The organism is Streptomyces sp. NPDC079020, assembly GCF_044542225.1.
Taxonomy (GTDB): domain Bacteria; phylum Actinomycetota; class Actinomycetes; order Streptomycetales; family Streptomycetaceae; genus Streptomyces.
On the sequence record NZ_JBITUB010000004.1, the window covers coordinates 249,152 to 273,505 of the forward strand.

General features: G+C 68.4%; 21 protein-coding genes. 10 read left to right on the forward strand and 11 right to left on the reverse strand.

What is annotated here, in order from left to right:
- Positions 1–227 precede the first annotated feature (227 nt).
- On the reverse strand, positions 228–2,051 hold the full coding sequence (dnaA, locus tag ACIGJO_RS10680; RefSeq protein WP_399955141.1) for a chromosomal replication initiator protein DnaA: 1,824 nt from the start codon (positions 2,049–2,051) through the stop codon (positions 228–230).
- Between the two features lie 381 nt (positions 2,052–2,432).
- On the opposite strand from dnaA, the gene rpmH reads away from it, so the two are divergent.
- The 9 genes from rpmH to ACIGJO_RS10725 all read left to right on the forward strand — a co-directional run bounded on the left by rpmH (position 2,433) and on the right by ACIGJO_RS10725 (position 9,344).
- Positions 2,433–2,570, forward strand: a complete 138-nt coding sequence (rpmH, locus tag ACIGJO_RS10685; RefSeq protein ID WP_003967884.1) for a 50S ribosomal protein L34 — start codon at positions 2,433–2,435, stop codon at positions 2,568–2,570.
- 18 nt (positions 2,571–2,588) lie between these two features.
- Complete coding sequence (rnpA, locus tag ACIGJO_RS10690; RefSeq protein WP_266922185.1) at positions 2,589–2,960, forward strand: ribonuclease P protein component; 372 nt, start codon at positions 2,589–2,591, stop codon at positions 2,958–2,960.
- On the forward strand, positions 2,957–3,316 hold the full coding sequence (gene yidD, locus ACIGJO_RS10695; RefSeq protein WP_399955145.1) for a membrane protein insertion efficiency factor YidD: 360 nt from the start codon (positions 2,957–2,959) through the stop codon (positions 3,314–3,316). The genes rnpA and yidD overlap by 4 nt, the downstream gene beginning before the upstream one ends.
- A 3-nt stretch (positions 3,317–3,319) precedes the next feature.
- A complete protein-coding gene (yidC, locus tag ACIGJO_RS10700) occupies positions 3,320–4,588 on the forward strand; it encodes a membrane protein insertase YidC (protein ID WP_399955148.1) in 1,269 nt (422 codons plus the stop codon).
- Between the two features lie 14 nt (positions 4,589–4,602).
- On the forward strand, positions 4,603–5,115 hold the full coding sequence (locus ACIGJO_RS10705; protein ID WP_266922182.1) for a R3H domain-containing nucleic acid-binding protein: 513 nt from the start codon (positions 4,603–4,605) through the stop codon (positions 5,113–5,115).
- Positions 5,116–5,224: 109 nt separating this feature from the next.
- Entirely contained in the window at positions 5,225–5,941 is a 717-nt protein-coding gene (gene rsmG / locus ACIGJO_RS10710) for a 16S rRNA (guanine(527)-N(7))-methyltransferase RsmG (RefSeq protein ID WP_399955152.1), read from the forward strand.
- A 320-nt stretch (positions 5,942–6,261) separates the two neighbouring features.
- Positions 6,262–7,338 carry a ParA family protein gene (locus tag ACIGJO_RS10715; RefSeq protein ID WP_323179595.1) on the forward strand — a complete coding sequence of 359 codons (1,077 nt, stop codon included), beginning with the start codon at positions 6,262–6,264 and terminating at the stop codon, positions 7,336–7,338.
- Positions 7,335–8,423 carry a ParB/RepB/Spo0J family partition protein gene (locus ACIGJO_RS10720; protein WP_399955155.1) on the forward strand — a complete coding sequence of 363 codons (1,089 nt, stop codon included), beginning with the start codon at positions 7,335–7,337 and terminating at the stop codon, positions 8,421–8,423. The genes ACIGJO_RS10715 and ACIGJO_RS10720 overlap by 4 nt, the downstream gene beginning before the upstream one ends.
- A gap of 303 nt (positions 8,424–8,726) precedes the next feature.
- Positions 8,727–9,344, forward strand: coding sequence for a GNAT family N-acetyltransferase (locus ACIGJO_RS10725; protein WP_399955158.1), 618 nt, complete (start codon positions 8,727–8,729; stop codon positions 9,342–9,344).
- A gap of 81 nt (positions 9,345–9,425) precedes the next feature.
- On the opposite strand, the gene trxA is transcribed toward ACIGJO_RS10725, so the two are convergent.
- The 7 genes from trxA to ACIGJO_RS10760 form a co-directional block, all read right to left on the reverse strand.
- The gene (gene trxA, locus ACIGJO_RS10730; RefSeq protein ID WP_399955161.1) at positions 9,426–9,758 is read right to left on the reverse strand and encodes a thioredoxin; all 333 of its coding nucleotides are present in this window, start codon (positions 9,756–9,758) and stop codon (positions 9,426–9,428) included.
- A 43-nt stretch (positions 9,759–9,801) separates the two neighbouring features.
- Entirely contained in the window at positions 9,802–10,773 is a 972-nt protein-coding gene (gene trxB, locus ACIGJO_RS10735; RefSeq protein ID WP_399955164.1) for a thioredoxin-disulfide reductase, read from the reverse strand.
- A 115-nt stretch (positions 10,774–10,888) separates the two neighbouring features.
- On the reverse strand, positions 10,889–11,863 hold the full coding sequence (locus tag ACIGJO_RS10740) for a hypothetical protein (RefSeq protein ID WP_399955167.1): 975 nt from the start codon (positions 11,861–11,863) through the stop codon (positions 10,889–10,891).
- Positions 11,860–12,564 carry an RNA polymerase sigma factor SigM gene (gene sigM, locus ACIGJO_RS10745; RefSeq protein ID WP_399955170.1) on the reverse strand — a complete coding sequence of 235 codons (705 nt, stop codon included), beginning with the start codon at positions 12,562–12,564 and terminating at the stop codon, positions 11,860–11,862. Before sigM ends, ACIGJO_RS10740 begins: the two co-directional genes overlap by 4 nt.
- A 25-nt stretch (positions 12,565–12,589) precedes the next feature.
- Entirely contained in the window at positions 12,590–14,290 is a 1,701-nt protein-coding gene (locus ACIGJO_RS10750; RefSeq protein ID WP_399955173.1) for a serine/threonine protein kinase, read from the reverse strand.
- Between the two features lie 129 nt (positions 14,291–14,419).
- Positions 14,420–16,579 (reverse strand): murein biosynthesis integral membrane protein MurJ, encoded by a 2,160-nt coding sequence (gene murJ, locus ACIGJO_RS10755; protein WP_399955176.1) that lies wholly within the window; start codon positions 16,577–16,579, stop codon positions 14,420–14,422.
- A gap of 49 nt (positions 16,580–16,628) precedes the next feature.
- On the reverse strand, positions 16,629–18,914 hold the full coding sequence (locus ACIGJO_RS10760) for a DUF6049 family protein (RefSeq protein ID WP_399955179.1): 2,286 nt from the start codon (positions 18,912–18,914) through the stop codon (positions 16,629–16,631).
- 182 nt (positions 18,915–19,096) lie between these two features.
- Between ACIGJO_RS10760 and ACIGJO_RS10765 the strand changes: the two genes are divergently transcribed.
- Positions 19,097–20,539, forward strand: coding sequence for a CCA tRNA nucleotidyltransferase (locus ACIGJO_RS10765; protein ID WP_399955182.1), 1,443 nt, complete (start codon positions 19,097–19,099; stop codon positions 20,537–20,539).
- A 178-nt stretch (positions 20,540–20,717) separates the two neighbouring features.
- On the opposite strand, the gene ACIGJO_RS10770 is transcribed toward ACIGJO_RS10765, so the two are convergent.
- The 3 genes from ACIGJO_RS10770 to ACIGJO_RS10780 form a co-directional block, all read right to left on the reverse strand.
- Positions 20,718–21,986: an MFS transporter gene (locus ACIGJO_RS10770; protein ID WP_399955185.1), complete on the reverse strand. Its 1,269-nt coding sequence runs from the start codon at positions 21,984–21,986 to the stop codon at positions 20,718–20,720.
- A gap of 123 nt (positions 21,987–22,109) precedes the next feature.
- The gene (locus tag ACIGJO_RS10775; protein ID WP_399955187.1) at positions 22,110–23,192 is read right to left on the reverse strand and encodes an inositol-3-phosphate synthase; all 1,083 of its coding nucleotides are present in this window, start codon (positions 23,190–23,192) and stop codon (positions 22,110–22,112) included.
- A gap of 68 nt (positions 23,193–23,260) precedes the next feature.
- Positions 23,261–23,968 (reverse strand): helix-turn-helix transcriptional regulator, encoded by a 708-nt coding sequence (locus tag ACIGJO_RS10780; protein ID WP_399955189.1) that lies wholly within the window; start codon positions 23,966–23,968, stop codon positions 23,261–23,263.
- Positions 23,969–24,354 lie beyond the last annotated feature (386 nt).

Sequence of the window (24,354 nt, forward strand, 5' to 3'; positions counted from 1 at the left end):
TCGGCGCAGGGCGCGGGGCCGCGGGGCGCGGGGCGCTCGGGCGAGCCCCACAACGCGTTCCACGACGGCGTGTCGAAGAGCGCGGGGCGAGCGGCGAGTACGGCGAGCGGCAGAGGACGACGAGCGGCAGAGGACGACGAGCGGCAGGGACGGCGAAAGGCGCCCCGGAGGACCGTGGTGAGTCCTTCCGGGGCGCCTTTCGTGCGCGGCGCGTACGCCGCCGCGCGTCAGCCGTTCTTGATGCGGTTGGTGAGCTCGGTGACCTGGTTGTAGATGGAGCGCCGCTCCGCCATCAGCGCCCGGATCTTCCGGTCCGCGTGCATCACCGTCGTATGGTCCCGGCCGCCGAACTGCGCGCCGATCTTCGGCAGGGAGAGATCCGTCAGCTCACGGCACAGGTACATCGCGATCTGGCGTGCCGTCACCAGGACGCGGCTGCGGGAGGATCCGCACAGGTCCTCCACCGTCAGACCGAAGTAGTCCGCCGTCGCCGCCATGATGGCCGGCGCGGTGATCTCCGGGGCCGAGTCCTCGCCGCCCGGGATCAGGTCCTTGAGCACGATCTCGGTCAGCCCGAGATCGACCGGCTGCCGGTTGAGACTGGCGAAGGCCGTCACCCGGATCAGCGCGCCCTCCAGCTCACGGATGTTGCGCGAGATGCGGGAGGCGATGAACTCCAGGACCTCCGGCGGGGCGTTGAGCTGCTCCTGCACCGCCTTCTTCCGGAGGATCGCGATTCGCGTCTCCAGCTCGGGCGGCTGTACGTCGGTGGTGAGGCCCCACTCGAACCGGTTCCGCAGCCGGTCCTCCAGGGTCACCAGCTGCTTGGGCGGCCGGTCGGAGGAGAGCACGATCTGCTTGTTGGCGTTGTGGAGCGTATTGAAGGTGTGGAAGAACTCCTCCTGCGTCGACTCCTTGCTCGCCAGGAACTGGATGTCGTCGACCAGCAGGATGTCCACGTCGCGGTAGCGCTTGCGGAACGTGTCGCCCTTGCCGTCGCGGATCGAGTTGATGAACTCGTTGGTGAACTCCTCCGAGCTCACGTACCGCACCCGGGTGCCCGGATAGAGGCTGCGCGCGTAGTGCCCGATGGCGTGCAGCAGGTGGGTCTTGCCGAGCCCGGACTCCCCGTAGATGAAGAGGGGGTTGTACGCCTTTGCGGGAGCCTCGGCGACGGCGACGGCCGCGGCGTGCGCGAACCGGTTGGAGGCGCCGATGACGAAGGTGTCGAAGAGGTACTTCGGATTCAGCCGGGCATGGGGCTCACCGGGACCGGGCGGGGGCGCCGACTGGGCGCCCATCGGGCCGGGGCCGCCGCCTCCGGTACGGCCGGGGCCGGGACCGCCCTGGCGGTGCTGCGGCTGCTGCTCCTGCATGTCGTGGCGCTCGGGGCGCTGCTCGTAGCCCTGGCGCTCCGGCGGCTGCGAGCGGTAGTCGTGCTGCGGCTGCTGGGGGCGCCCGGTGCCGTACGGCTCGCGCCACGGCTCGGAATGCTGCTCACGGTCCTGGTAGCCGCCGTGCCGCGGCTGCTGCCAGGAGAGGTCTTCCTGGGTACGCGGCCAGGCGCCGGGCTCGGGGCGCTGCTGCTGGTAGTCGGGGTAGGCCGGGCGGGCGGTCGGCATGCCGTCGTCCGAGGGCCGGTGCCCGTAGCTGTCGTACCCGTCGTTGTGCGGGGAGTCGTCGAGCGGCTGCCCCTGGTAGCGGTGCGCCTGCTGGCCCTGGTGGGGCTGCTGGTGCGACTGGTGCATCGGGGGCGCCGGCGGGGAGGGCGGTTCGCCGGCGGAGTCGTCGACGGTGATCGCGATCCGGATCGGGCGGCCGCACTCACGGGTGAGCGTCTCGCTGATGAGCGGCGCGAGCCGGCCCTCCAGGACACGCTTGCCCCATTCGTTGGGGACGGCCAGGAGTGCGGTGTCGGCGACGAGTGCCAGCGGCTGGCAGCGCTCGATCCACTGCTTGTCCTTCGGCTCGATGCCCTGCTGGCCCTCCCCGAGGAGTTGTTCCAGCACTCGTGGCCACACTGCGGCAAGATCGGCAGGTACGTCAGCCACGGGGCACGCTCTCTCGCAGGTCCCACGAATGTGTGGTTCTCGGGACGGGGTGGGTCGGGTCGGGTGAGGCCCGGCAGGCGGGAAGGAAAAGAACCGGAGTTCAGCCACGGTAGTCAGGCCGACCCGCGTGGTTCAAGTTGTTGTCCACAGGCTGTGCATAGTGGGGGCCCTTGCGGGGCCGGTTTGACCGGATGGCGTAGCCGCGCGTACCGTGACCAGGTCGAGTTGTCGATGGCTGCTGCCGCCTGCCTCCGATGGGCAAAGATCACGATCTGTGATTGTGAAGCGGTGCACTAAGGCGTTTACGCGAGTTCCTCGTGGGCGCACGGTGACAGCCAGGCGATGTCCCGCCAACACACGAATCATTTCTGGAGCCCCCGAGTGAGCAAGCGCACCTTCCAGCCGAACAACCGTCGTCGCGCCAAGACCCACGGCTTCCGGCTGCGTATGCGTACCCGTGCCGGCCGTGCGATTCTCGCGAACCGCCGTGGCAAGGGCCGCAGCAGCCTGTCCGCCTGATCGTTTACAGGTCATGACGTGCTGCCTACCGAGAATCGGCTGAGGCGGCGCGAGGACTTCGCGACCGCGGTACGACGAGGACGTCGAGCCGGACGTCCGCTACTCGTCGTCCATCTGAGCAGCGGTGCAACGGACCCGCACGTGACTGGGGAGACTGTTCCCCCGCCGCGTGCGGGTTTCGTTGTCAGCAAAGCTGTGGGTGGAGCGGTCGTACGCACCGCCGTGAAGCGAAGGCTTCGCCATCTGGTCCGCGAACGGCTGGCCGAGCTGCCCCCCGGTAGCCTTGTTGTCGTACGAGCGCTGCCCGGATCGGGCGACGCCGACCATGCACAGCTGGCCCGAGACCTGGACGCCGCCCTGCAGCGGCTGCTGGGAGGGGGCGCGCGATGAAGTACCCGTTGCTGGCTCTCATCAAGCTCTATCAGTGGACGATCAGCCCACTTCTCGGGCCTGTCTGCCGTTACTACCCGTCGTGTTCCCACTATGGATATACGGCGATCGACCGGCACGGTGCGATCAAGGGAACAGCGCTGACCGCTTGGCGCATCCTGCGATGCAATCCGTGGTCACCCGGCGGTGTGGATCATGTCCCGCCACGCAGGCGTCCGCGCTGGCACGAGTTGCTGCGCAACGCCCTGCGTGGTGGCAAGGGCGGGGACTCCGCCGCTGATGTGCCGCCCGGAGGCTCGGTCCCCGAACCTCCCAGCCCGGCCACAGAGACCTCGCCCAAAGCTCAAGGAGCCTGATTAGTGGACACGATTGCCAGTCTGTTCAGCTTTATCACCACCCCTGTCTCGTGGGTCATCGTTCAGTTCCACAAGCTGTACGGGGCGATCTTCGGTGATGACACGGGCTGGGCCTGGGGCCTGTCCATCGTGTCCCTGGTGGTGCTGATCCGGATCTGCCTGATCCCGCTTTTCGTGAAGCAGATCAAGTCGACCCGGAACATGCAGGTGCTCCAGCCGAAGATGAAGGCGATCCAGGAGCGCTACAAGAACGACAAGCAGCGTCAGTCCGAAGAGATGATGAAGCTGTACAAGGAGACGGGCACCAACCCGCTCTCCTCGTGCCTTCCCATCCTGGCGCAGTCCCCGTTCTTCTTCGCCCTTTATCACGTGCTCTCGGCGATCGCCTCGGGCAAGACCATCGGTGTGATCGACCAGCCGCTGCTCGACAGCGCCCGGCAGGCACACATCTTCGGCGCCCCGCTTGCCGCGAAGTTCATGGACTCCGAGGAGAAGGTCCAGGCGCTCGGCGCCTCGCTGACCGACGTCCGGGTCGTCACCGCGATCATGATCGTGATGATGTCCGCGTCGCAGTTCTTCACGCAGCGCCAGCTGATGACGAAGAATGTCGACCTGACGGTGAAGACCCCGTACATGCAGCAGCAGAAGATGCTGATGTACATCTTCCCGGTCATCTTCGCCGTGATGGGCATCAACTTCCCCGTCGGTGTCCTCGTGTACTGGCTGACCACCAACGTGTGGACCATGGGCCAGCAGATGTACGTGATCAACCAGAACCCGACGCCGGGCAGCAAGGCGCAGGACCAGTACCTGGGACGTCTGCTGAAGAGCGTGACCTCCCACGGCGAGGTCCGCGGCCGGACGCGGCGCAACACCGTCAAGCGGATCGTCGCCAAGGGCCCGGACCGCAACGACATCGAGCGCAAGTTCATCACCGGTCTGGCCAAGCTGGGTCTCGCGGCCCAGGAGGACGGCACGGTTGCCAAGAGCGACACCGCTATTGCCGAGGCCGAGGGCGGCGGTGCGCAGAAGCGGCACCAGCCCAAGCGCCAGACCAAGGCGAAGCGGCAGACGGGGGCCGCCACGGCCGGCGGCGCGAAGGACTCCGATTCCGCTGGTTCGGGCTCCAAGACCTCGCTGGAGAAGCACGACGCCTCGCAGGACGACGACAAGCCGAAGGCGGCGGGCAAGCCCGCGTCCGGCTCCTCACGCCAAGCCAAGTCCGGACAGCGCAAGGGCCCGCAGCGGCCCAAGCACCCGTCCAAGAAGTAAGAAGGAGTCCATCCGTGACGGAAGGCACCACCTCCACGGCCGCTGAGGGCAGCAGCGACACCCTGACCCGCCTTGAGCAGGAAGGGGAGATCGCAGCCGACTACCTTGAGGGCCTGCTCGACATCGCCGACCTCGACGGCGACATCGACATGGACGTCGAGGCGGACCGGGCCGCGGTCTCGATCATCAGCGACTCGGCACGTGAACTGCAGAAGCTCGTGGGCCGCGACGGTGAGGTGCTGGAGGCGCTTCAGGAGCTGACGCGCCTGGCTGTGCACCGCGAGACCGGTGATCGCAGCCGTCTGATGCTGGACATCGGCGGTTTCCGGGCCAAGAAGCGTGAAGTCCTCGCCGAGCTGGGTGCCAAGGCCGCGGACGAGGTGAAGACCTCGGGCGAGCCGATGAAGCTGGACCCGATGACGCCGTTCGAGCGCAAGGTCGTGCACGACGCGGTCGCGGCAGCCGGTCTGCGGAGTGAGTCCGAGGGCGAGGAGCCGCAGCGCTTCGTCGTCGTTCTCCCGGCCTGACCGGACCCTTGTACTGTCGGCCCCGTCTGTTCGCAGGCGGGGCCGATCTTTGTCAGCCTGATAGTCAGCCACCCACAGTGCGCTAGTGCGGTACGGAAGGACGGTCCCCGTGACGGAGGCAGCAGAGCTCCCCCAGGCGCCAGAAGAGGCGCAGGCGGTATTCGGAGAGCTCTTCCCGGAGGCTGTCCGGTACGGGGAGCTCCTCGCGGATGCCGGGGTCAAGCGCGGCCTGATCGGGCCGCGCGAGGTACCGCGGCTGTGGGAGCGGCACCTGCTGAACTGCGCGGTGCTCTCCGAGGTGGTTCCCGAGGGTGTCACGGTGTGCGATGTGGGCTCGGGGGCCGGCCTTCCCGGTATTCCGCTGGCTCTGGTGCGCCCGGATCTGAAGATCACCCTGCTGGAGCCGCTGCTGCGCCGGACGAATTTCCTTCAGGAAGTCGTCGAGCTGCTGGGCCTGGACCATGTGACGGTCGTCCGTGGCCGGGCCGAAGAGGTCCTCGGCTCGCTCCAGCCCGTTCATGTGGTGACCGCTCGCGCGGTTGCGCCCTTGGACCGGCTCGCGGGCTGGGGCGTTCCCCTGCTGCGTCCCTACGGCGAGATGCTGGCGCTGAAGGGCGACACCGCCGAGGAGGAGATCCAGGGGGCCCGTGCCGCCCTGAGCAAGCTCGGGGTGGTCGAGACCGAGGTGCTGCACGTCGGTGAGGGCGTGGTCGACCCGATGTCCACGGTGGTGCGTGTGGTGGTCGGGGAGAGCCCGGGTGGTGTGAGGTTCGCCGCAAAGAGGGCCAAGGCCGCGAGGGTGGGCCGGACACGTCGGCGCCGCTGACGTCCGACGGGCCGCGCGGGGCGGCGGGACGCGGTCGTACGTCCGCAGGTCTGCCCCGCCTATCGGCATTGCTCCGGTGAAGAGGTCATACGTGCCTCGTGCGGAGTGTCGTGGCCTGGTAGTTGTGCCACGGGGGCATCGTGTTTCACGTGAAACGTCGCTCTCTGCTGCAGGGAATCATCGGCCGCGGTCGTGCGGCTGCCACGCCGCGCGACCGTAAGCCCGTAAGGGCTGCCGGGCCCGTAAGGGCTACCGAGTTGTCCACAGACGTGGATTCATCCACAGAACAGCGGGCCTCGCTGGTTCACGACCCCGAAAGCATGGCAGGCTCTGTTCATTGCGAGCCTGAAGTCGAGGAGAGTGAATCCTTGCGGTCCGACGCCAACATCGCGGGACCGATGACCGATCCGGTCCCCGGTCCCCGAACCGAGTCCGCGGGGGAGGGTGTTTCACGTGAAACACCGCCGCCGCTGGACGACACACCCATCGGTCGTGCGGCCCAGCTGGCGGTTGAGGCCCTTGGCCGCGCCGGCGAGGGGCTGCCCCGCCCTGACCGCACCCGCGTCATGGTGGTGGCCAACCAGAAGGGCGGGGTCGGCAAGACGACCTCGACGGTCAACCTTGCTGCGTCGCTGGCCCTGCACGGTGCGCGCGTTCTGGTGGTCGACCTCGACCCGCAGGGCAACGCTTCCACGGCTCTGGGGATCGACCACCACGCCGAGGTTCCCTCCATCTACGACGTCCTGGTGGAGAGCCGGCCCCTCTCCGAGGTGGTCCAGCCGGTTCCGGACGTCGAAGGTCTCTTCTGCGCTCCCGCCACCATCGATCTCGCCGGTGCGGAGATCGAACTGGTGTCGCTGGTGGCGCGGGAGAGCCGGCTTCAGCGGGCGATCCAGGCGTATGAGCAGCCGTTGGACTACATCCTCATCGACTGCCCGCCGTCGCTCGGTCTGCTGACGGTCAACGCGATGGTCGCCGGAGCCGAGGTACTGATCCCCATCCAGTGCGAGTACTACGCGCTGGAGGGACTGGGGCAGCTGCTGAGGAACGTCGACCTGGTGCGCGGACACCTGAACCCGGATCTGCATGTGTCGACGATCCTGCTGACGATGTACGACGGCAGGACCAGGCTCGCCTCGCAGGTCGCCGAAGAGGTCCGCACCCATTTCGGCAAGGAAGTGCTGCGGACGAGCATTCCGCGCTCGGTGCGTATCTCGGAGGCTCCGAGCTACGGGCAGACCGTGCTGACCTACGACCCGGGATCCAGCGGGTCGCTGTCGTATCTTGAAGCGGCTCGTGAGATCGCCCTGCGGGGTGTCGGGGTGCATTACGAGGCCCAGCATGCCCACACGGGCAGTCAGAACAGCCAGCAGAGCATCTCGGAGGGCATTCAGTGAGTGAGCGTCGTAGAGGGTTGGGGCGTGGGCTCGGTGCGCTGATCCCCGCGGCTCCGCAGGAGAAGCAGGTGCCGTCCCCCGGGACGCCCGGCGCGAGTCGGGTGCTGACGGCGGAGCGTGGTGTGGCTGCCGCGAAGGTGACCACCCTTCCGTCGGCTCCGGTGGTGCCGGAGCCGAGCTCTCCGGAGGCCGAGCCTGAGAAGACTGCCGGGGCGACGGGTTCCGCCGGGGCGTATTTCGCCGAGGTGCCCATCGGGTCGATCACACCGAACCCCCGGCAGCCCCGGGAGGTGTTCGACGAGGACGCTCTTGCCGAGCTCGTCACCTCCATCAAGGAGGTCGGTCTGCTCCAGCCCGTCGTCGTGCGGAAGGTGGGGCCGGACCGCTTCGAGCTCATCATGGGTGAGCGTCGCTGGAGGGCCTGCCGTGAGGCGGGGCTGGAGCGGATTCCGACCATCGTCCGGGCGACGGACGACGAGAAGCTGCTCCTGGACGCTCTTCTGGAGAACCTGCACCGGGCCCAGCTGAACCCGTTGGAGGAGGCGGCCGCGTACGACCAGCTCCTCAAGGACTTCAAGTGCACCCACGACCAGCTCGCTGACCGTATCGGGCGCTCCCGTCCCCAGGTCTCCAACACCCTGCGCCTGCTGCGGCTCTCGCCGCCGGTGCAGCGGAGGGTCGCGGCAGGCGTGCTCTCGGCCGGTCATGCCCGTGCGCTGCTGTCCGTGGACGACTCCGAGGAGCAGGACCGGCTGGCCCATCGCATCGTGGCCGAGGGACTTTCGGTGCGCGCGGTCGAGGAGATCGTCACGCTCATGGGGTCGAGCCCCACGAGTTCACCGAAGTCGAAGGGCCCGCGGGCCGGTGGCCGGGTGTCGCCCGCGCTGAGCGATCTGGCGTCGAGGCTTTCCGACAGGTTCGAGACCAGGGTGAAGGTCGACCTCGGTCAGAAGAAGGGCAAGATCGTCGTCGAGTTCGCCTCGATGGAGGATCTGGACCGCATTCTCGGCAGCCTCGCACCGGGCGAGGGGCGGGTGCTGGAGCGCGGAGCCGCCGAGGCCCCGGCCGAGGACGACGAGGGCTGAGAGCGGCAGGACCTGTGCGGGGCGGGCTGTGTTCCGGTGAATTCCGGAACACGGCCCGCCCTTTGCGCTTCCTCGGTATCCGCAGTATCTCTGGGTGGATACGATGCGTTCTGGTATGGCGCATCCACCGTGATCCACCTCGGAGGAGGGCAGGGCCGTGCGAACAGTGAGCCGCAGCCGACTGCTGACTGTCGGTTTGGGCCTGGGGGCCGTCGGAGGTTTCGTCGGCAGCCTGTTCCGCGAACGGAGTGCGCTGACAGCCGCACGTGATGCGGCGGGCGCAGGAAGTGAGGAATCGCCTTCATGGGGCGTCGACTCGTACCGCTCACACTCGATAACCTTCCCGATCTCCCCACGCGTTGCCGCTCGTGCGTCTTCTGGGAACTTGATCCGGTCAGCGGGGAAGCCGCAGTAAAGGCGGGCAGGCCGGAGCTGGAGAAGGAGGCCTGGATCTCGGCGGTGTTGCTGGAGTGGGGTTCCTGCGGCCGGGTGGTCTACGTCGATGATGCGCCGGCCGGCTTCGTGCTCTACGCGCCGCCCGCGTATGTCCCGCGCTCGACCGCGTTCTCGACCAGCCCCGTGTCCCCCGATGCCGTTCAGCTCATCACCGGGATGATCATGCCCGGATATCAAGGGCAGGGGCTGGGACGCGTACTGGTACAGACGGTGGCCAAGGACTTGCTCCGGCGGGGGTTCAAGGCGATCGAGGCCTTCGGGGACGCCCGGTGGAAGAAGCCCGCCTGTGTGCTCCCGGCCGACCATCTGCTCGCGGTCGGCTTCAAGACGGTCCGGCCGCACCCGGCCCATCCGCGGCTGAGGCTGGAGCTCCGCACGGCGCTCTCCTGGAAGGAGGATGTCGAGCTGGCTCTCGACCGGCTCCTGGGGGCCGTGCAGAAGGAGCCGGTACTGCGTCCGCTCTGAACGGATGTCGCTGGGAAACTGAACGGGCCCGCCCCCTGAGGGGGACGGGCCCGTTTCACGTGAAACATCGTGCGCGTGGTGCTACTCGCTGATGAAGCTTTCGAGGTCGCGGAGGATCGCGGCCTTCGGCTTGGCACCGACGATCGTCTTGGCGACCTCGCCGTCCTGGTAGACGTTGAGCGTCGGAATGGACATCACGCCGTACTTGGCGGCGGTGGCCGGGTTCTCGTCGATGTTGAGCTTGACGATCTCGATCTGGTCGCCGTGCTCGGCGGCGATGGCCTCCAGCGAGGGGGCGATCTGGCGGCAGGGGCCGCACCAGGCTGCCCAGAAGTCCACCAGTACGGGCTTGGCGCTCTTGAGGACCACCTCGTCGAAGGTGGCGTCGGTAACGTGCTTCAGGTCGCCGGCCACGGCGGCCTCCTTAGATTCTCGTTGTGGGGTGAGATGAGGAAGATCAGACTGCCGGGGTCTTCTCCGGCTCGGCGAGCTGCTCGTCGGCCAGTGCGGCGAGGAAGCGCTCGGCATCCAGAGCGGCGGAGCAGCCGGTACCGGCAGCCGTGATGGCCTGTCGATAGGTGTGGTCGACCACGTCGCCGGCGCCGAAGACACCCGTCAGGTTGGTGCGCGTCGAGGGGGCTTCGACCTTGAGGTAACCCTCGTCGTCGAGGTCGAGCTGACCCTTGAAGAGCTCGGTGCGAGGGTCGTGGCCGACGGCGATGAACAGGCCGGTCACCGGGAGTTCAGAGGTCTCGCCCGTCTTGGTGTTGCGCAAGGTCAGACCGGAGAGCTTCTGCTCACCGCGGACCTCGGCGACCTCGCTGTCCCACGCGAACTTGATCTTCGGGTCGGCGAAGGCGCGGTCCTGCATGGCCTTGGAGGCGCGCAGGGTGTCGCGGCGGTGGACGATCGTGACGGACTTGGCGAACCTGGAGAGGAAGGTCGCCTCCTCCATCGCGGTGTCGCCGCCACCGATCACGGCGATGTCGTGGTCCTTGAAGAAGAAGCCGTCACAGGTGGCGCACCAGGAGACACCGCGTCCGGAGAGAGCGTCCTCGTTCGGCAGGCCCAGCTTGCGGTGCTGCGAGCCGGTGGTCACGATGACGGCCTTCGCGCGGTGCACCGTACCGGCCGTGTCGGTGACCGTCTTGACGGCGCCGGTGAGATCGACGGAGACGATGTCGTCGGGGATGAGCTCCGCACCGAAGCGCTCCGCCTGCGCGCGCATGTTGTCCATGAGCTCGGGGCCCATGATGCCGTCCTGGAAGCCGGGGAAGTTCTCCACGTCGGTGGTGTTCATCAGTGCGCCACCGGCGGTGACAGCACCCTCGAAGACCAGCGGCTTCAGCGATGCCCGCGCGGTGTACAGCGCGGCGGTGTACCCGGCCGGTCCGGAGCCGATGATGATCACATTACGGACGTCGCTCACGGGTTACTTCCTCGTCTCTGCAGACTGCCTACTGCCTACTGGGGCCGGTTCAACGACTCTCACCCCACCCAACGGATCCTACGGGCGATGCATTCCCGACGTGCCGGAGCAGTGCTCAGGAGCGGCTGTAGGGGTGGGTGAGCAGCAGTTGCCCCTTGGCCTCGGGGCCGGCGCCGACGCATGTGGCGGCGACGACGTAGGCCTGGACACGGGTGGCATCGGTGGCGTGAGGGAGCACCACGAGGAAGGCGTCCCTCCCCTGGTAGCGGCCTTCGTCGATGGCGAGGGCCGCGGTGTCCCGGCCGGTGGCCTGCTGGACGCACGGAGGCACGTCCACGGTGGCGGTGCGCAGCGGCTTGTCGGGGGCGGTGGCCTCGGGAGAGCCGACGTCGCCGGTCGTCTTGGTGCCGGATTCAGGCTGCTGCCTCTGGCCGCGGGGGCTCTCCGGGGCGGTCGTGGCGCCGAGCAGGTCCTGGACCGTGTCTTCGAGGGTGTCCTCCGAGAAGCTCCTGGCGCTTCTCTCGTCGGCGCCGGCACTGTGGTCCGCCATGCTGGCTGTCTTGTCCTGCGAGCCCTGGAAGGGCTGGAGGAACAAGATGCCCATGGTGATCACCGCGGCGCCGAACGCGGCACCGAGGACCGCCGTTCGTCGGCGGCGCCCGGAGGTGCGGCGCCCGGGGCCTGTGGAGGCCGATGGGCGGCCTGCGGGCCGGTCCACAGGCGTGGTGCGGGTGCGCTGTCCCGGCAGGGCTTCCGCAGGCTCGGCGGGGTCCGACGGATTCTTGGTGGGGGTCGATGTTTCACGTGAAACATCGACTCCTTCACCGGGGGCGGTGGAGTCGAGGAGGGCCTCCGCCGCCAGAGCGGCGTCGATGCGGCCGGCGATGTCCTCGGGCATCGCCGGAGGCCCCGGGAGCGTGCCGAGAAGGCTGCGGATCTCCTCCAGCGAGGTCCGCACGTCGCCGCAGAGCGCGCAGCCGTCGATGTGCCGACGGACCTCCGCCGTGCGGGAAGGGGGAAGAAGTCCTTCGGTGAGGTCGGAGATCTCCGAGACATCGGGGTGCTGAGCCGTGTCGGCCGTGGATGTCATGTGCGCCCACCTCCTCCCTTCACTGCCGCAGGATCGCTTGTTCCCGAGTCCTTTGGTCCCGATGCCGATGGGACGGATGTCCCGGGCGTCCGGTTCCTTCCCACGGAAAGGCTGCCACTATCCCCGGTATCACCGCGCAGATGGGTGACAAGGGGGGCCAGTCTCGCCCGGCCACGTGCACAGCGGCTTTTCACGGTGCCGGTCGGTACGTCGAGGATGCGGGCGGCTTCCGCGACGGGGTAGCCCTGCATGTCGACCAGGACGAGGGCGGCGCGCTGTTCGGGCGGCAGAGTGGTGAGGGCCGCCAGGAGCTGGCGGTGCAGATCCTGACGTTCCGCGGGTGCCTCGGCGGACTCGTGCGGCTCCAGGAGCTGATCGAGCCGTTCCGCGTCGTCGACCGGTGCCGTTCTGCGTGAAGCGGCCTTGCGGGCGCGGTCGAGGCAGGCGTTGACGGTGATGCGGTGCAGCCAGGTCGTGACGGCGGACTGGCCGCGGAAGGTGTGGGCGGCCCGGAAGGCGGACACCAGCGCGTCCTGGACGGCGTCGGCCGCCTCCTCGCGGTCCCCGAGGGTGCGCAGTGCCACGGCCCACAGCCGGTCGCGGTGGCGGCGTACGAGCTCACCGAAGGCGTCCGGTTCGCCTGCTACGTGCTGGGCCAGGAGATCCTGGTCGCTTGTGTCGGCGAATCTGGCGTCGTCCAACGGTGAGCCCCCTCCCCTGGTGCCGTCAGCTGGTGATCTTGATGTCCGAGACCTTGCCCCGGTAGTTCCCGTCGTCGCTCAGCGGCAGATTGGTCAGCCAGACCAGAACGTACCGTGCCTGCACCGGCTTGCCGGGCTTGAGGGACACCTTTGTACCGGATCCTTCGGCGATCTTGGTGAAGCCGCCGGGCAGCGCGGGGACGGACGAGGCCTCCGTGGTGCGCAGCTCGACCGAGGTGGTGCCACCGAGGAAGGAGACGTCGACGGCGCCGACCTGCTGGACCTTGCCGAGGTCGAGAACGACGCCGACGCCTTCCTTGAGCCGGCCGAAGTCGGCGCTGTAGTAGCCGTCGGTGTTCCAGAAGGTGCTGGGGTCCCCGTCGTGGACGTTTTTTATCGACCCCGGCTTCTCGGAGCCGTCCATGCCGAGCGGGTCGTAGTCCCGTGCTCCGGCGATGGTGATGGGCTTGCCGCCCTTGATGGCGTTCTTGTCGTCGTTGACGTCCGGGGTGGTCTGTGTGGTGCCGGGGTCCGTGTTGTCGTTCTTGTGGTTGAGGAGCGCCTCGGCGAGCTGCCAGCTGCCGAGCCCCAGGGCAGCGATGAGCAGGGCGGACACGGCCCACTTGAGGGCCTTCCCGGTGCGGCTCTGGAGCGGGGCGGGCGGTGCGGTCATCACGGGCTGGGTCGCCGAGGCCGGGCGGGCCGACGGGCGTCCGTAGGTGCCCTGCTGGTAGGTGGTGCGCTGGTACGCGGGCGGGGCGGTGAAGGTGGGCTCGGGCGGCAGGATGCGCGGCATCGCCGCGACGGCCTTGGCCAGCTCGTCGGGAGTGGTGCACGGCGGTTCCTGCCGGGAGGCCGTGGCACCGTCGTTGGCGAGCGCGCGCATGGCGAGTTCGGAGAGACCGCGGTGGACACCGGCCCGCACCTGGTCCGGGGCGATCAGCCCCATGCCCTTGGGCAGCCCGGAGAGGCCATAGGCATCGCTCTCGTACGGCCAGCGCTGGGTCAGCGCGGCGTACAGCAGGGCGCCGATCGCTTCGGTGTCCGTGCGCAGGGGGCGCTCGGCGGTGATGCCGCGCAGGGCGGCGTTCACGGCGAGCCCGCGGATGCGGTACTGCCCGGTGGAGCTGCGCAGGACGGCGCCGGGCGTGAGCCGGAGGTGGGCCAGCCCCTCGCGGTGGGCGGCCGCCATGGCCTGGGAGATCTGGCTGACGAGCTGGTACGCGTCGTGGGCGTCCATCGGTCCGGCGGCCAGCAGAGCGGTGAGCTCGGTGGCGTCCGGGAGCCATTCGTGGACGACGTAGACGAGATCGTCCTCCTCGACCGCGTCGAGGACCTGCACGAAGCGCGGGTCGCCGAGCAGGGCGGAGGACCGGGCTGCGGCCAGCACCGAGCGGGCGCGCGGGTGGTCGGCGGGGAGCAGATGCACGCCCACCGCGCGGCGAAGCTTCTCGTCGACAGCACGCCAGCTGCTGAATCCGTCCAGACGGGTGACGCACTCCTCGAGCCGGTAGCGTCTGGCGAGTTTGTGACCGCTGTGCAGATCGGGCGTCGCCGGGACGGCATCGGAGCTGTCCCGCTCACCGTCCGCGTCGTTGGGGCCTTCGCCCGCTGTTTCCTTGGCTTCCGCCGTCCCGTCGGTCGTGGCCTCGTCCGCCTTGGCGGTCAGCGGCTCGTCGCCGCTGTTGTCGGCCACGTCGACGGCAGCCGTGCTACGTTCCGCCACCGTCGTTCCTGCCTCCCCATCCGTTGCGCGATGCCAGCCAGCTCTGCACAGTCACGCCAATTGTGCCCACACTCCGGCGCTATGCACGACACGCGGAGTCCGGCGATGGTTGTGCGGTCGGACCTGTCTTCAGCGTCCGAGCCGTCCCCGGACCATACCCATCAGGCCGTTGACCTCTTCGATGCGCATCTTCTTCGCGGCTGTGAAGAAGACGCCCAGGAGGAGGATTCCGCCGCAGATCAGCGAGACGAGCGAGCCGAGAGCCCCGTCGCCGAGGAATTCGAGAATGGCGTAGCCCACGCCACCGCCGATGATCGCGGCGGGGATGGCCGCCAGGCAGAGCCGGGCGTACGTACGGACCACATGGGCACCGTCCAGATCGCCGCCGAGCCGGTCGCGCAGCCGTCGCCAGGCGATACCCACACCCACCGCGTAGGCCAGCCCGTACGAGGCCGCCATGCCCACGACCGCCCACCGGGCGGGAAGCACGACGTAGCACAGCGCGGAGGCGGCGGTGTTGACCGCGGCGACGATGACCGTGTTGTAGAAGGGGGTGCGGGTGTCCTCGTAGGCGTAGAACCCGCGCAGCACGACGTACTGCACGGAGTACGGGATGAGGCCGAGAGCGAAGGCCATCAGGATGAAGCCCATGGACCGTGCGGCCTCGGTGCCGCTGGAGGCGTACAGCAGGGTGCACATCGGCAGCCCGAGCGCGAGGAAGGTGAAGGCGACCGGCACGATGGCGACCGCGGAGTTGCGCAGCCCCTGCGAGATGTCGTCGCGGACGGCACCGGGGTCGTTGTCGTGGGCGGCCCGTGAGATGCGGGGGAGCAACGCGGCCATGACGGAGACGGTGATGATGGCCTGCGGCATGCCCCAGATCAGCTGGGCGTTGGAGTAGGCGAGGAAGCCCGTGCCGTCCTTGCCGGCGAGCTTGCCGGCCGAGGTGGCGAGCTGGGTGACGACGAGCACACCCGCCTGGTTGGCCAGGACGAACAGGACGGTCCACTTGGCCAGCTTGATCGTCTTGCCGAGGCCGTGACCCTTCCAGTCGAAGCGCGGACGGAAGCGGAACCCCGCCTCGCGCAGATACGGGATCATCGCGAGGGCCTGGACGACCAGTCCGAGCAGGGTGCCGATGCCCAGCAGGCGCACGCCCTCCGGCGGGATCGTGTCCACTCCCATCCGGGACTCGGCGGAGGTGCCGTAGACCCAGATGAACAGACCGAACGTGAAGATCATGACGATGTTGTTGAGGACCGGGGTCCACATCATCGCGCCGAACTTTCCGCGGGCGTTGAGGATCTGCCCCATCACCACGTGCACGCCCATGAAGAAGATGGTCGGCAGGCAGTACCGGGCGAAGGTGATGGCCACACTGTCGGCAGCCGCGTCGTTCGCGATGGTGCTCGACATGAGATGGATCAGCAGCGGCGCGGCGAAGACCGCCACGGCGACGATCAGGCCGAGCGCGACCATCACCAGTGTCAGCAGCCGGTTGGCGTAGGCCTCGCCGCCGTCCTCGTCGTCCTTCATGGAGCGGACGAGCTGGGGTACGAAGACCGAGTTGAGACCGCCGCCCACGGTGAGGATGTAGATCATCGTCGGCAGGGTGTACGCGATGGTGAAGCTGTCACCGAGCATCGCCGCGCCCAGCGCGGCGGTGATGACCAGACTGCGGACGAACCCGGTGAGCCGGGAGACGAGGGTGCCGGCCGCCATCAGCGCGCTGGACTTCAGCAGGCTGGAGGCGCGGCCGCCGGACTTCGGGGGTACCGGTGCCGGAGCCGCTTCGGGCTCCGGCGGACCCGGCGGCCTTCCGGTGCCTTCCTGGTCGCGGAAGAGGTGGGCGAAGGCGTCCGGCTCCTCGCGGTCGTCGGACGCCTGGGTGACCAGGTCGTCCACCCCGACGAACTGGGTGGTCGCCGCGTTGTCGCCGTAGGGCAGATGGCGGGAGGGGCCTGCGGGCTCGGGCGGCGGGGTCTGGGCCCAGAGGCGCGGGTCGGGGGCGTACGGGGCCGGGGCAGGCTGCTGGTAGAGCGGCTGCGGCTCCTGGTAGGTGCCGGGCGGCGGCGGGGGGTGCGAGGCGCGGTCGTAGAGCGCCTCGTTCACCGGGTCCTGGGCGGCGAGGTCCTGCGCCCGGTAGGGGTCGTGCTCATAGGCGTGCTGGAGGTACGGGTCGGACGGCACCTGACCGTCCTGGCCGGAGCCCGGAGGTACCGGTGGCCCGCCGGGATACCCTCCTCCGCCCGCACCTTGGCCGCGGTCACCGTCGTACGGCGCGTTCATCGAAACCCCACCTCATCGTCCCCGGCCGACCGGCCACGACAGACATCGCTCAACGGTCCACTTTCTCACCCGCATCCGACGGGGCCCCGCTTTCCGGTCCGGTGTCCGGGGTCGGGTCACTCGGCTGCTCGGGTTCGCCTCCGTTGCCGTCCGCCGTGTCGCTTGCGACGGAGCGCTTGCGGTGGGTGTACATCCGGACGCCGGCGAGGACCAGCAGCAGCAGACCGCCGGCGATCACCAGCAGCACGGTGGGGGTGACTTCGGAGACCTTCACCGTGAACGTCATCTCTTCGCCGTACGGCGTTCCGTCCTCGGTGAACAGCCGCGCGGTGACGTGCGCCTGGCCATTGGCGTTGGCCGACGCGTCGAACTTCAGCGACTGGCTGTGCCCGCCCGCGATCCTGACCGGCAGCTCGGCCACGGACCCGTCGTCGTCGAACTTGAGCCGGATGTTGTCCGACGTCACCTTGAGAACCAGATGATCGACGCCCTGTACCAGCTTGTTCTGCACCGTCACAGGGATCGTCGCGCTGCGGCCGGAGAGGGTGACGTCCGACTTCTCGATGAGCGTGACCTCGTTGGAGAGGCCCTGCAGATAGGTGCGGACCGAGTCACGGTACTGCTGTGCTTCCAGGGGCCTGCCGCGCCAGGACGTCGACATCGAGCGGTTGATCGCGTTGCCGAAGGGGGTGACGACCCGCTCGGGCTGGGTGAGGATGACCCGGAAGCTGTTGAGCGAGTCCTGGGTCGTCCTGATGTCCTGGAACGCCTGGGTGGGCAGTTCCTGGGCGCGGAGCTTCTTGGGGTACTTGGAGGCCTTGGGCACCTTCGTGGTGGCCCGTGCGTCGGGCTTCACCTCGGCCGCCGCCACCAGGTCCAGGGGCTGCGTCCAGTGACCGCTGCCGAGCGCCCGCAGAGCGGTGGCCATCGTCTGGGCCTGGGCCGCTGTGGGCATCCGCTGCGGCGCCACGACGATGCTGCGCTCGTTGTCCGGGTCCTGCTCGGTCAGCGCCAGCGTCTGGGCGAGGAACTTCTGGACGGCGAGCGTCGAGGCCTCCGCCTTGGACATGTCTCCGTCGAACGCGGTGGACAGCCGGGCGTCGGCGACGACCGCGGTGGTGCCGCCGCCGATCGGCCGGGCCGCGGTCGGCGTGTACGGCAGGTTGCCGGTCTCGCGGAGGCTGTCGCTGCGGGCGATCACCTTGTGGGCACCCGCAGAGGTGGCCACGTCGACGATCGACGGGTCGACGGCACCGTTCACGGGCCACGCGAAGTCCGTGGACGGCTTCACATGCAGGACGGTCTCCACTGTCTTCGCGGCGACCTCGGAGGCGGTCTGCAAATGGCTCAGGGTGCCGGAGACGTTCTTGCCGCGATGGGCGATGGACGCCAGATCGGGGTCGGCGAACGGAAGGGCGATCACCTTGTCGTCCTCCACCGCGGCTTCCAGTGAGGTGAGCCACTGCTTCGCGGTTTCCTGGTTCTTCCCCGCGACCGTGGTGTCACCGACCTTGACCTGGTAATTCTTGGTCATCGCGTCGACGCCGGCCAGCAGGTCGGGGTCGATGACCCAGGTCACCGGGAGCTGGCTGCCCAGCGACACCATCTGTTCGAGCCGCCCGCCGGGGGCCAGCTCCGCGGCGAGGTCGTCGTTCGCGAAGACCGGTGTCTGCTGTTCGTCCGAGCCCGTCTCCGCCGTCACATGCGGGGAAGCGATCAGCGGCCAGAGGAACGTCATCCTGGTCTTGCTGTCGGTGTCCTCGGGCTGCCAGGGCAGGAAGGAACGCTCGATACCGAGGACCTGGCCGTACCCGCTGCCGGACGTCCGTCCGGAGAGCGAGACGCCGAGCTGGTAAACACCCTCGTCGTCCAGCCCGAGCTTGTCGACGGGAACGGTGAGGGTGAAGTCCTGGCTGATGCCACTGCGCAGCTTCGGGACCGTCAGCGTGTACTTGCCGCCGATCTCCACCGGGTCGGCCCCGGGAACGTAACCGGTGCGCTTGGCCGCATCGTCGATCTCGCCCCTGCTGGACAGCCGCGGGCCCACCCGCAGGCCGACCTTGCCATCGGTGACCGTCTCCTTGCCCTTGTTGGTCAGGGTGCCGGAGATGGTCAGTGTGTCGCCCTCCGCCGGAACGCTCGGCGAGAGGGTGTTCAGGGACACGTCGACCGTACGCGAACCGGTGGGAGCCTTGCCGGGCTCAGCGGCCTGCGCGGCCGGACCGGTCAGCAGAGCGGCCAGCAACGGTGCTCCGAGCGCCGCGGCGGCTGTGCGCCGCAGCCACCGGCGGGCAGGAGAAGGACCGATCCCCTGAAAGTCTGCCGCCTCGGCCACGCGCCTACCCGTCCCTCGTCGTCGTCAGCTGCTGTCGATCGTTGTCGGTTCTGCGTCCACGCATGGTAACGATGTGCGCGGGGGCGAAGTGCTGGGGACTGTGCGACATGATCGGGAGAGTCTTGCAGGGTCCCGGTAAACGATGACGCTCGGGCCGGTCCGTGCACGTAACCTTTTCTGTTGTGCCGAACGCCAACGAAGACAACGCCAGTGCCCTGAGTCAGGTGCAGCACCGCGCAGTGAGTGAGCTGCTGCGGGTGTCCCCGGTCGCAGACGACCTCGCCCGCCGATTCGAGGAGGCCGGATTCAGCCTTGCCCTGGTGGGCGGCTCGGTCCGTGACGCGCTTCTCGGCAGGCTCGGGAACGACCTGGACTTCACGACCGACGCCCGCCCCGAGGACGTGCTCAGGATCGTGCGTCCGTGGGCCGACTCGGTGTGGGAGGTCGGGATCGCCTTCGGCACCGTCGGCTCCCAGAAGGACGGCTACCAGATCGAGGTCACCACCTACCGGTCGGAGGCGTACGACAGGACCTCGCGCAAGCCGGAGGTCTCCTACGGCGACTCCATCGAGGAAGATCTCGTACGCCGGGACTTCACGGTGAACGCGATGGCGGTCGCTCTGCCGCAGAAGGAGTTCATCGACCCGCACGGCGGGCTCAGGGATCTTTCGCAGCGGGTGCTGCGCACCCCGGGTACGCCCGAGGAGTCCTTCTCCGACGACCCGCTGCGCATGCTGCGGGCCGCGCGGTTCGCCGCGCAGCTGGACTTCGAGGTCGCGCCCGAGGTCGTGACGGCCATGACCGAAATGGCCGGGCGCATCGATATCGTCTCCGCCGAGCGCGTCCGTGAGGAACTCAACAAGCTGCTTCTCTCCGCGCATCCCCGCAAGGGCCTGGGGCTGCTGGTGGACACCGGCCTGGCGGACCGGGTGCTGCCGGAGCTCCCCGCGCTGCGACTCGAAAGTGACGAGCATCACCGTCACAAGGATGTCTACGAGCACTCCCTGACCGTCCTGGAGCAGGCCATCGACCTGGAGGAGGACGGTCCCGACCTCGTTCTCCGGCTCGCCGCGCTGCTTCATGACATCGGGAAGCCGAGGACGCGACGCTTCGAGAGCGACGGCCGTGTCTCCTTCCACCATCACGAAGTGGTGGGCGCCAAGATGGCCAAGAAGCGGCTGACCGAGCTCAAGTACTCCAATGACATGGTCAAGGACATCTCGAAGCTGGTGGAACTGCATCTGCGGTTCCACGGCTACGGTGACGGCGAGTGGACCGACTCGGCGGTGCGCAGATATGTGCGCGACGCCGGACCGCTGCTGGACCGGCTCCACAAGCTGACGCGGTCGGACTGCACGACGCGGAACAAGCGCAAGGCGAATGCTCTCTCGCGGACCTACGACGGGCTGGAGGAGCGGATCGCGCTGCTGCAGGAGCAGGAGGAGCTGGACTCCATCCGCCCGGACCTGGACGGCAACGAGATCATGCGGGTACTGGATGTCGGCCCCGGACCGGCGATCGGCAAGGCGTACGCGTTCCTGCTGGAGCTGCGGCTGGAGAACGGGCCCATGGAGCACGAGGCGGCGGTGGCGGCACTCAAGGAGTGGTGGGCCGCGCAGAGCTGAGCGATCCGCCGGTCATGTTTCACGTGAAACATGACCGGCGGATCGCCGGGTGAGGGGGCACTGTTTCACGTGAAACAGTGCCCCCTCGGCATGTCCGCACGGCGCCCCGTGCGCCCGGCCGTCTCCGGCCCGCACGCGCGGACCTCCCCGTTTCCGTCCGTGTACGGCCCGTCCCCCGCTAGGGCCTGCCGCTCGTGCGCCGCCACCGGAACAGCGCCACCGCGACGGCCGCGTAGAGCACGGCCACTCCCGCCACCACGGCGACAGACTTGCCGTCCGGGGGCAGTATCAGGGCCGATGTGGCCGCGGCCCCCACGAACGCGACGTTGAACAGCACGTCGTAGAGCGAGAAGACCCGGCCGCGGAAGGCGTCGTCCACCGAGGTCTGCACCACCGTGTCCGTCGCGATCTTCGAGCCCTGTGTCACGAGTCCGAGGACGAACGCGGCGACCAGCATCGGCACCGGGGCGAAGGTCAGCCCCAGCGCGGGTTCCAGGACGGCCGCTGTCCCGGCGCACACGATCATCCAGCCGTACCGCCCGACGCGTCCCACCGCCCAGGGGGTCAGAACGGCGGCGACGAAGAAGCCCGCCCCCGAGATGCCCACCGCCAGGCCGAGCAGCGCGAGCCCGTCGGACTCGTTGTCCGACCAGGCGTAGCGGCACAGCATCAGCACCATCACGGTGAGGGCGCCGTAGCAGAAGCGGATCACGGTCATGGCGGCCAGTGCGCGGGCCGCGTCCTTCCCTTCCGCCAGATGGCGCAGTCCGGCGGCGAGACCACGGGCCGTGACGGCCAGTGCCGCCCGCAGCCGCAGGGGATCCCCGTCGCGGTCGGGCCCCAGGAGCTCTCGGGGCAGGCTCAGCGAGACCAGTGCCGACAGGAGATAGAGCAGCGCGCCCAGGGTGACCACAGCAGCATCGGACTTGTCCGCCAGCAGGCGTACGACGAAGGCGAGGCCGCCACCCGCGGTGGCCGCGAGCGTGCCGGCGGTCGGGGAGAGGGAGTTGGCCATGACGAGGCGGTCCGCGTCGACCACACGGGGCAGCGCCGCGGAGAGACCGGCCAGCACGAAGCGGTTGACCGCGGTGACGCAGAGGGCCGAGGCGTAGAAGAGCCAGTCCGGTACCGAGCCGAGGATCAGCAGAGCCGTGCAGCAGGCGAGGCCCGCGCGCAGCAGGTTCCCGTACAGGAAGACCTGACGGCGTGACCAGCGGTCCAGCAGCACACCGGCGAACGGGCCGACCAGGGAGTACGGGAGGAGGAGCACGGCCATCGCCGAAGCGATGGCGCCGGCCGAGGCCTGTTTCTCCGGGGTGAAGACGACATGCGCGGCGAGGGCGACCTGATAGACACCGTCCGCCGACTGGGAGAGGAGCCGCACGGCGAGGAGGCGACGGAAGTTCCGAAGGCGCAGGAGTATGCGCAGATCACGCGCGACAGGCATGTGAGCAAGCGTCACACACGTCGGGGGTCCCCGGGCGGATTGCCCGGGGACCCCCGACGTACGGCAAGGGGAGGGGCGTTGCCGCTCATCGCCCTGGTGAGGCTCTCAGCCGTGTCGGCCGATTCAGCGCTCGATGTCGCCGCTGATGAACTTCTCGACGTTCTCGCGGGCCTCGTCGTCGAAGTACTGGACCGGCGGGGACTTCATGAAGTACGAGGACGCGGAGAGGATCGGGCCACCGATGCCGCGGTCCTTGGCGATCTTCGCCGCACGCACGGCGTCGATGATGACACCGGCGGAGTTCGGGGAGTCCCACACCTCGAGCTTGTACTCAAGGTTCAGCGGAACGTCACCGAAGGCGCGGCCCTCGAGGCGCACGTACGCCCACTTGCGGTCGTCCAGCCAGGCCACGTAGTCCGAGGGGCCGATGTGGACGTTGTCCGCACCGAGCTCACGGTCACGGATCTGCGAGGTGACGGCCTGTGTCTTGGAGATCTTCTTGGACTCCAGGCGCTCACGCTCGAGCATGTTCTTGAAGTCCATGTTGCCGCCGACGTTCAGCTGCATCGTGCGGTCCAGGATGACACCCCGGTCCTCGAAGAGCTTCGCCATCACGCGGTGCGTGATGGTGGCGCCGACCTGGGACTTGATGTCGTCGCCGACGATCGGGACACCGGCCTCGGTGAACTTGTCCGCCCACTCCTTGGTGCCGGCGATGAAGACCGGGAGAGCGTTGACGAACGCGACCTTGGCGTCGATGGCGCACTGCGCGTAGAACTTCGCAGCGACCTCGGAACCGACGGGCAGGTAGCAGACGAGGACGTCGACCTGCTTGTCCTTGAGGATCTGGACGATGTCGACCGGCGCCTCGGCGGACTCCTCGATCGTCTCGCGGTAGTACTTGCCGAGACCGTCGTGGGTGTGGCCGCGCTGAACGGTCACGCCCGTGTTCGGCACGTCAGCGATCTTGATGGTGTTGTTCTCGCTGGCGCCGATGGCGTCCGCGAGGTCGAGGCCGACCTTCTTCGCGTCGACGTCGAAGGCGGCGACGAACTCGACGTCGCTGACGTGGTATTCGCCGAACTGGACGTGCATCAGGCCGGGCACCCTGCCGGCCGGATCTGCGTCCTTGTAGTACTCGACGCCCTGCACCAGCGAGGCGGCGCAGTTGCCCACGCCTACGATGGCTACGCGAACCGAACCCATTCCGGTTGCTCCCTGTGTGTTCTCGGTATGACCGATGAAGGATGAAGTCCTGCGGAAATGCGGGGACTTCACTTGGCGGTGTCGTCGGACGGATCCGGCAGGGTGTTACCCCGGTGCCGGGGCAGGCCGCCCGTCTCTCCTGATGTGTCCTGCTGAGCGGAGCCCTCGGGCGAGGATCGTCGCTGATCCCGTCCCGACCGCTCGCTCTCGATGAGCTCGTTCAGCCAGCGCACTTCGCGCTCCACGGACTCCATGCCGTGTCGCTGCAGCTCAAGTGTGTAGTCGTCGAGTCGTTCACGGGTCCGGGCGAGGGAGGCGCGCATCTTCTCCAGACGCTCCTCCAGCCTGCTGCGCCGGCCTTCCAGCACGCGCATCCGCACGTCACGTTCCGTCTGACCGAAGAAGGCGAAGCGTGCCGCGAAGTGCTCGTCCTCCCAGGCATCCGGTCCGGTGTGCGAGAGCAGCTCCTCGAAGTGCTCCTTACCTTCTGCCGTCAGCCGGTAGACGATCTTGGCCCGGCGCCCCGTGAGTGACGAGGCGGGGGCCGCGGCCCGGCCGGTGGCCGGCGGAAGGTCTGCCGGGGCACTTCCCGGTTCCTCGATCAACCAGCCGTTGGCGACCAGCGTCTTGAGGCAGGGATAGAGGGTGCCGTAGCTGAAGGCGCGGAAGATCCCCAGCGAGGTGTTGAGGCGTTTGCGCAGCTCGTAGCCGTGCATCGGGGATTCGCGGAGCAGGCCGAGGACGGCGAATTCGAGGATGCCGGAGCGTCTGCTCACCTTCGCCTCCTCTCCCTCCGAGTGCTCCCGCGGAGCTCTTACGGCGAACTTATGCCGCACTGATGTATCGACTCGATACATCAGCACGATAGATCGGTCAGCACGGTTCGACAAGGGGAGCCTTCGTGAACGGCGTCACATCATCAATTCGTAGGAAGCGACTTGCGTTATTTGGGGTGAACTTCGGCCCTAGGTGGGTTTTGACCGTGCGTAGTCTGTGCGGGATGCAGACCACCGGGAACCGAGTGACGCCACCGGGCGTCAGTCATCGCGGACTGGCGGATGCGCTGCGGAGAACCCTTCCGCAGGGCTTGTCCGTAATTCGGGGGGACCGGATCTCAACTGCCGCTTCCAGGCGCTCGCGCCTGCCCGAGGAGTAGTCGTTC

Excerpts from the sequence above, each read along its gene's own strand:
- ACIGJO_RS10725 (WP_399955158.1), top strand. The coding sequence starts at position 8,727 with ATGGGGCGTCGACTCGTACCGCTCACACTCGATAACCTTCCCGATCTC.
- murJ (WP_399955176.1), bottom strand. The coding sequence starts at position 16,579 with ATGAACGCGCCGTACGACGGTGACCGCGGCCAAGGTGCGGGCGGAGGA.
- ACIGJO_RS10740 (WP_399955167.1), bottom strand. The coding sequence starts at position 11,863 with ATGACATCCACGGCCGACACGGCTCAGCACCCCGATGTCTCGGAGATC.
- yidD (WP_399955145.1), top strand. The coding sequence starts at position 2,957 with ATGAAGTACCCGTTGCTGGCTCTCATCAAGCTCTATCAGTGGACGATC.
- ACIGJO_RS10770 (WP_399955185.1), bottom strand. The coding sequence starts at position 21,986 with ATGCCTGTCGCGCGTGATCTGCGCATACTCCTGCGCCTTCGGAACTTC.
- ACIGJO_RS10775 (WP_399955187.1), bottom strand. The coding sequence starts at position 23,192 with ATGGGTTCGGTTCGCGTAGCCATCGTAGGCGTGGGCAACTGCGCCGCC.
- ACIGJO_RS10715 (WP_323179595.1), top strand. The coding sequence starts at position 6,262 with ATGGCAGGCTCTGTTCATTGCGAGCCTGAAGTCGAGGAGAGTGAATCC.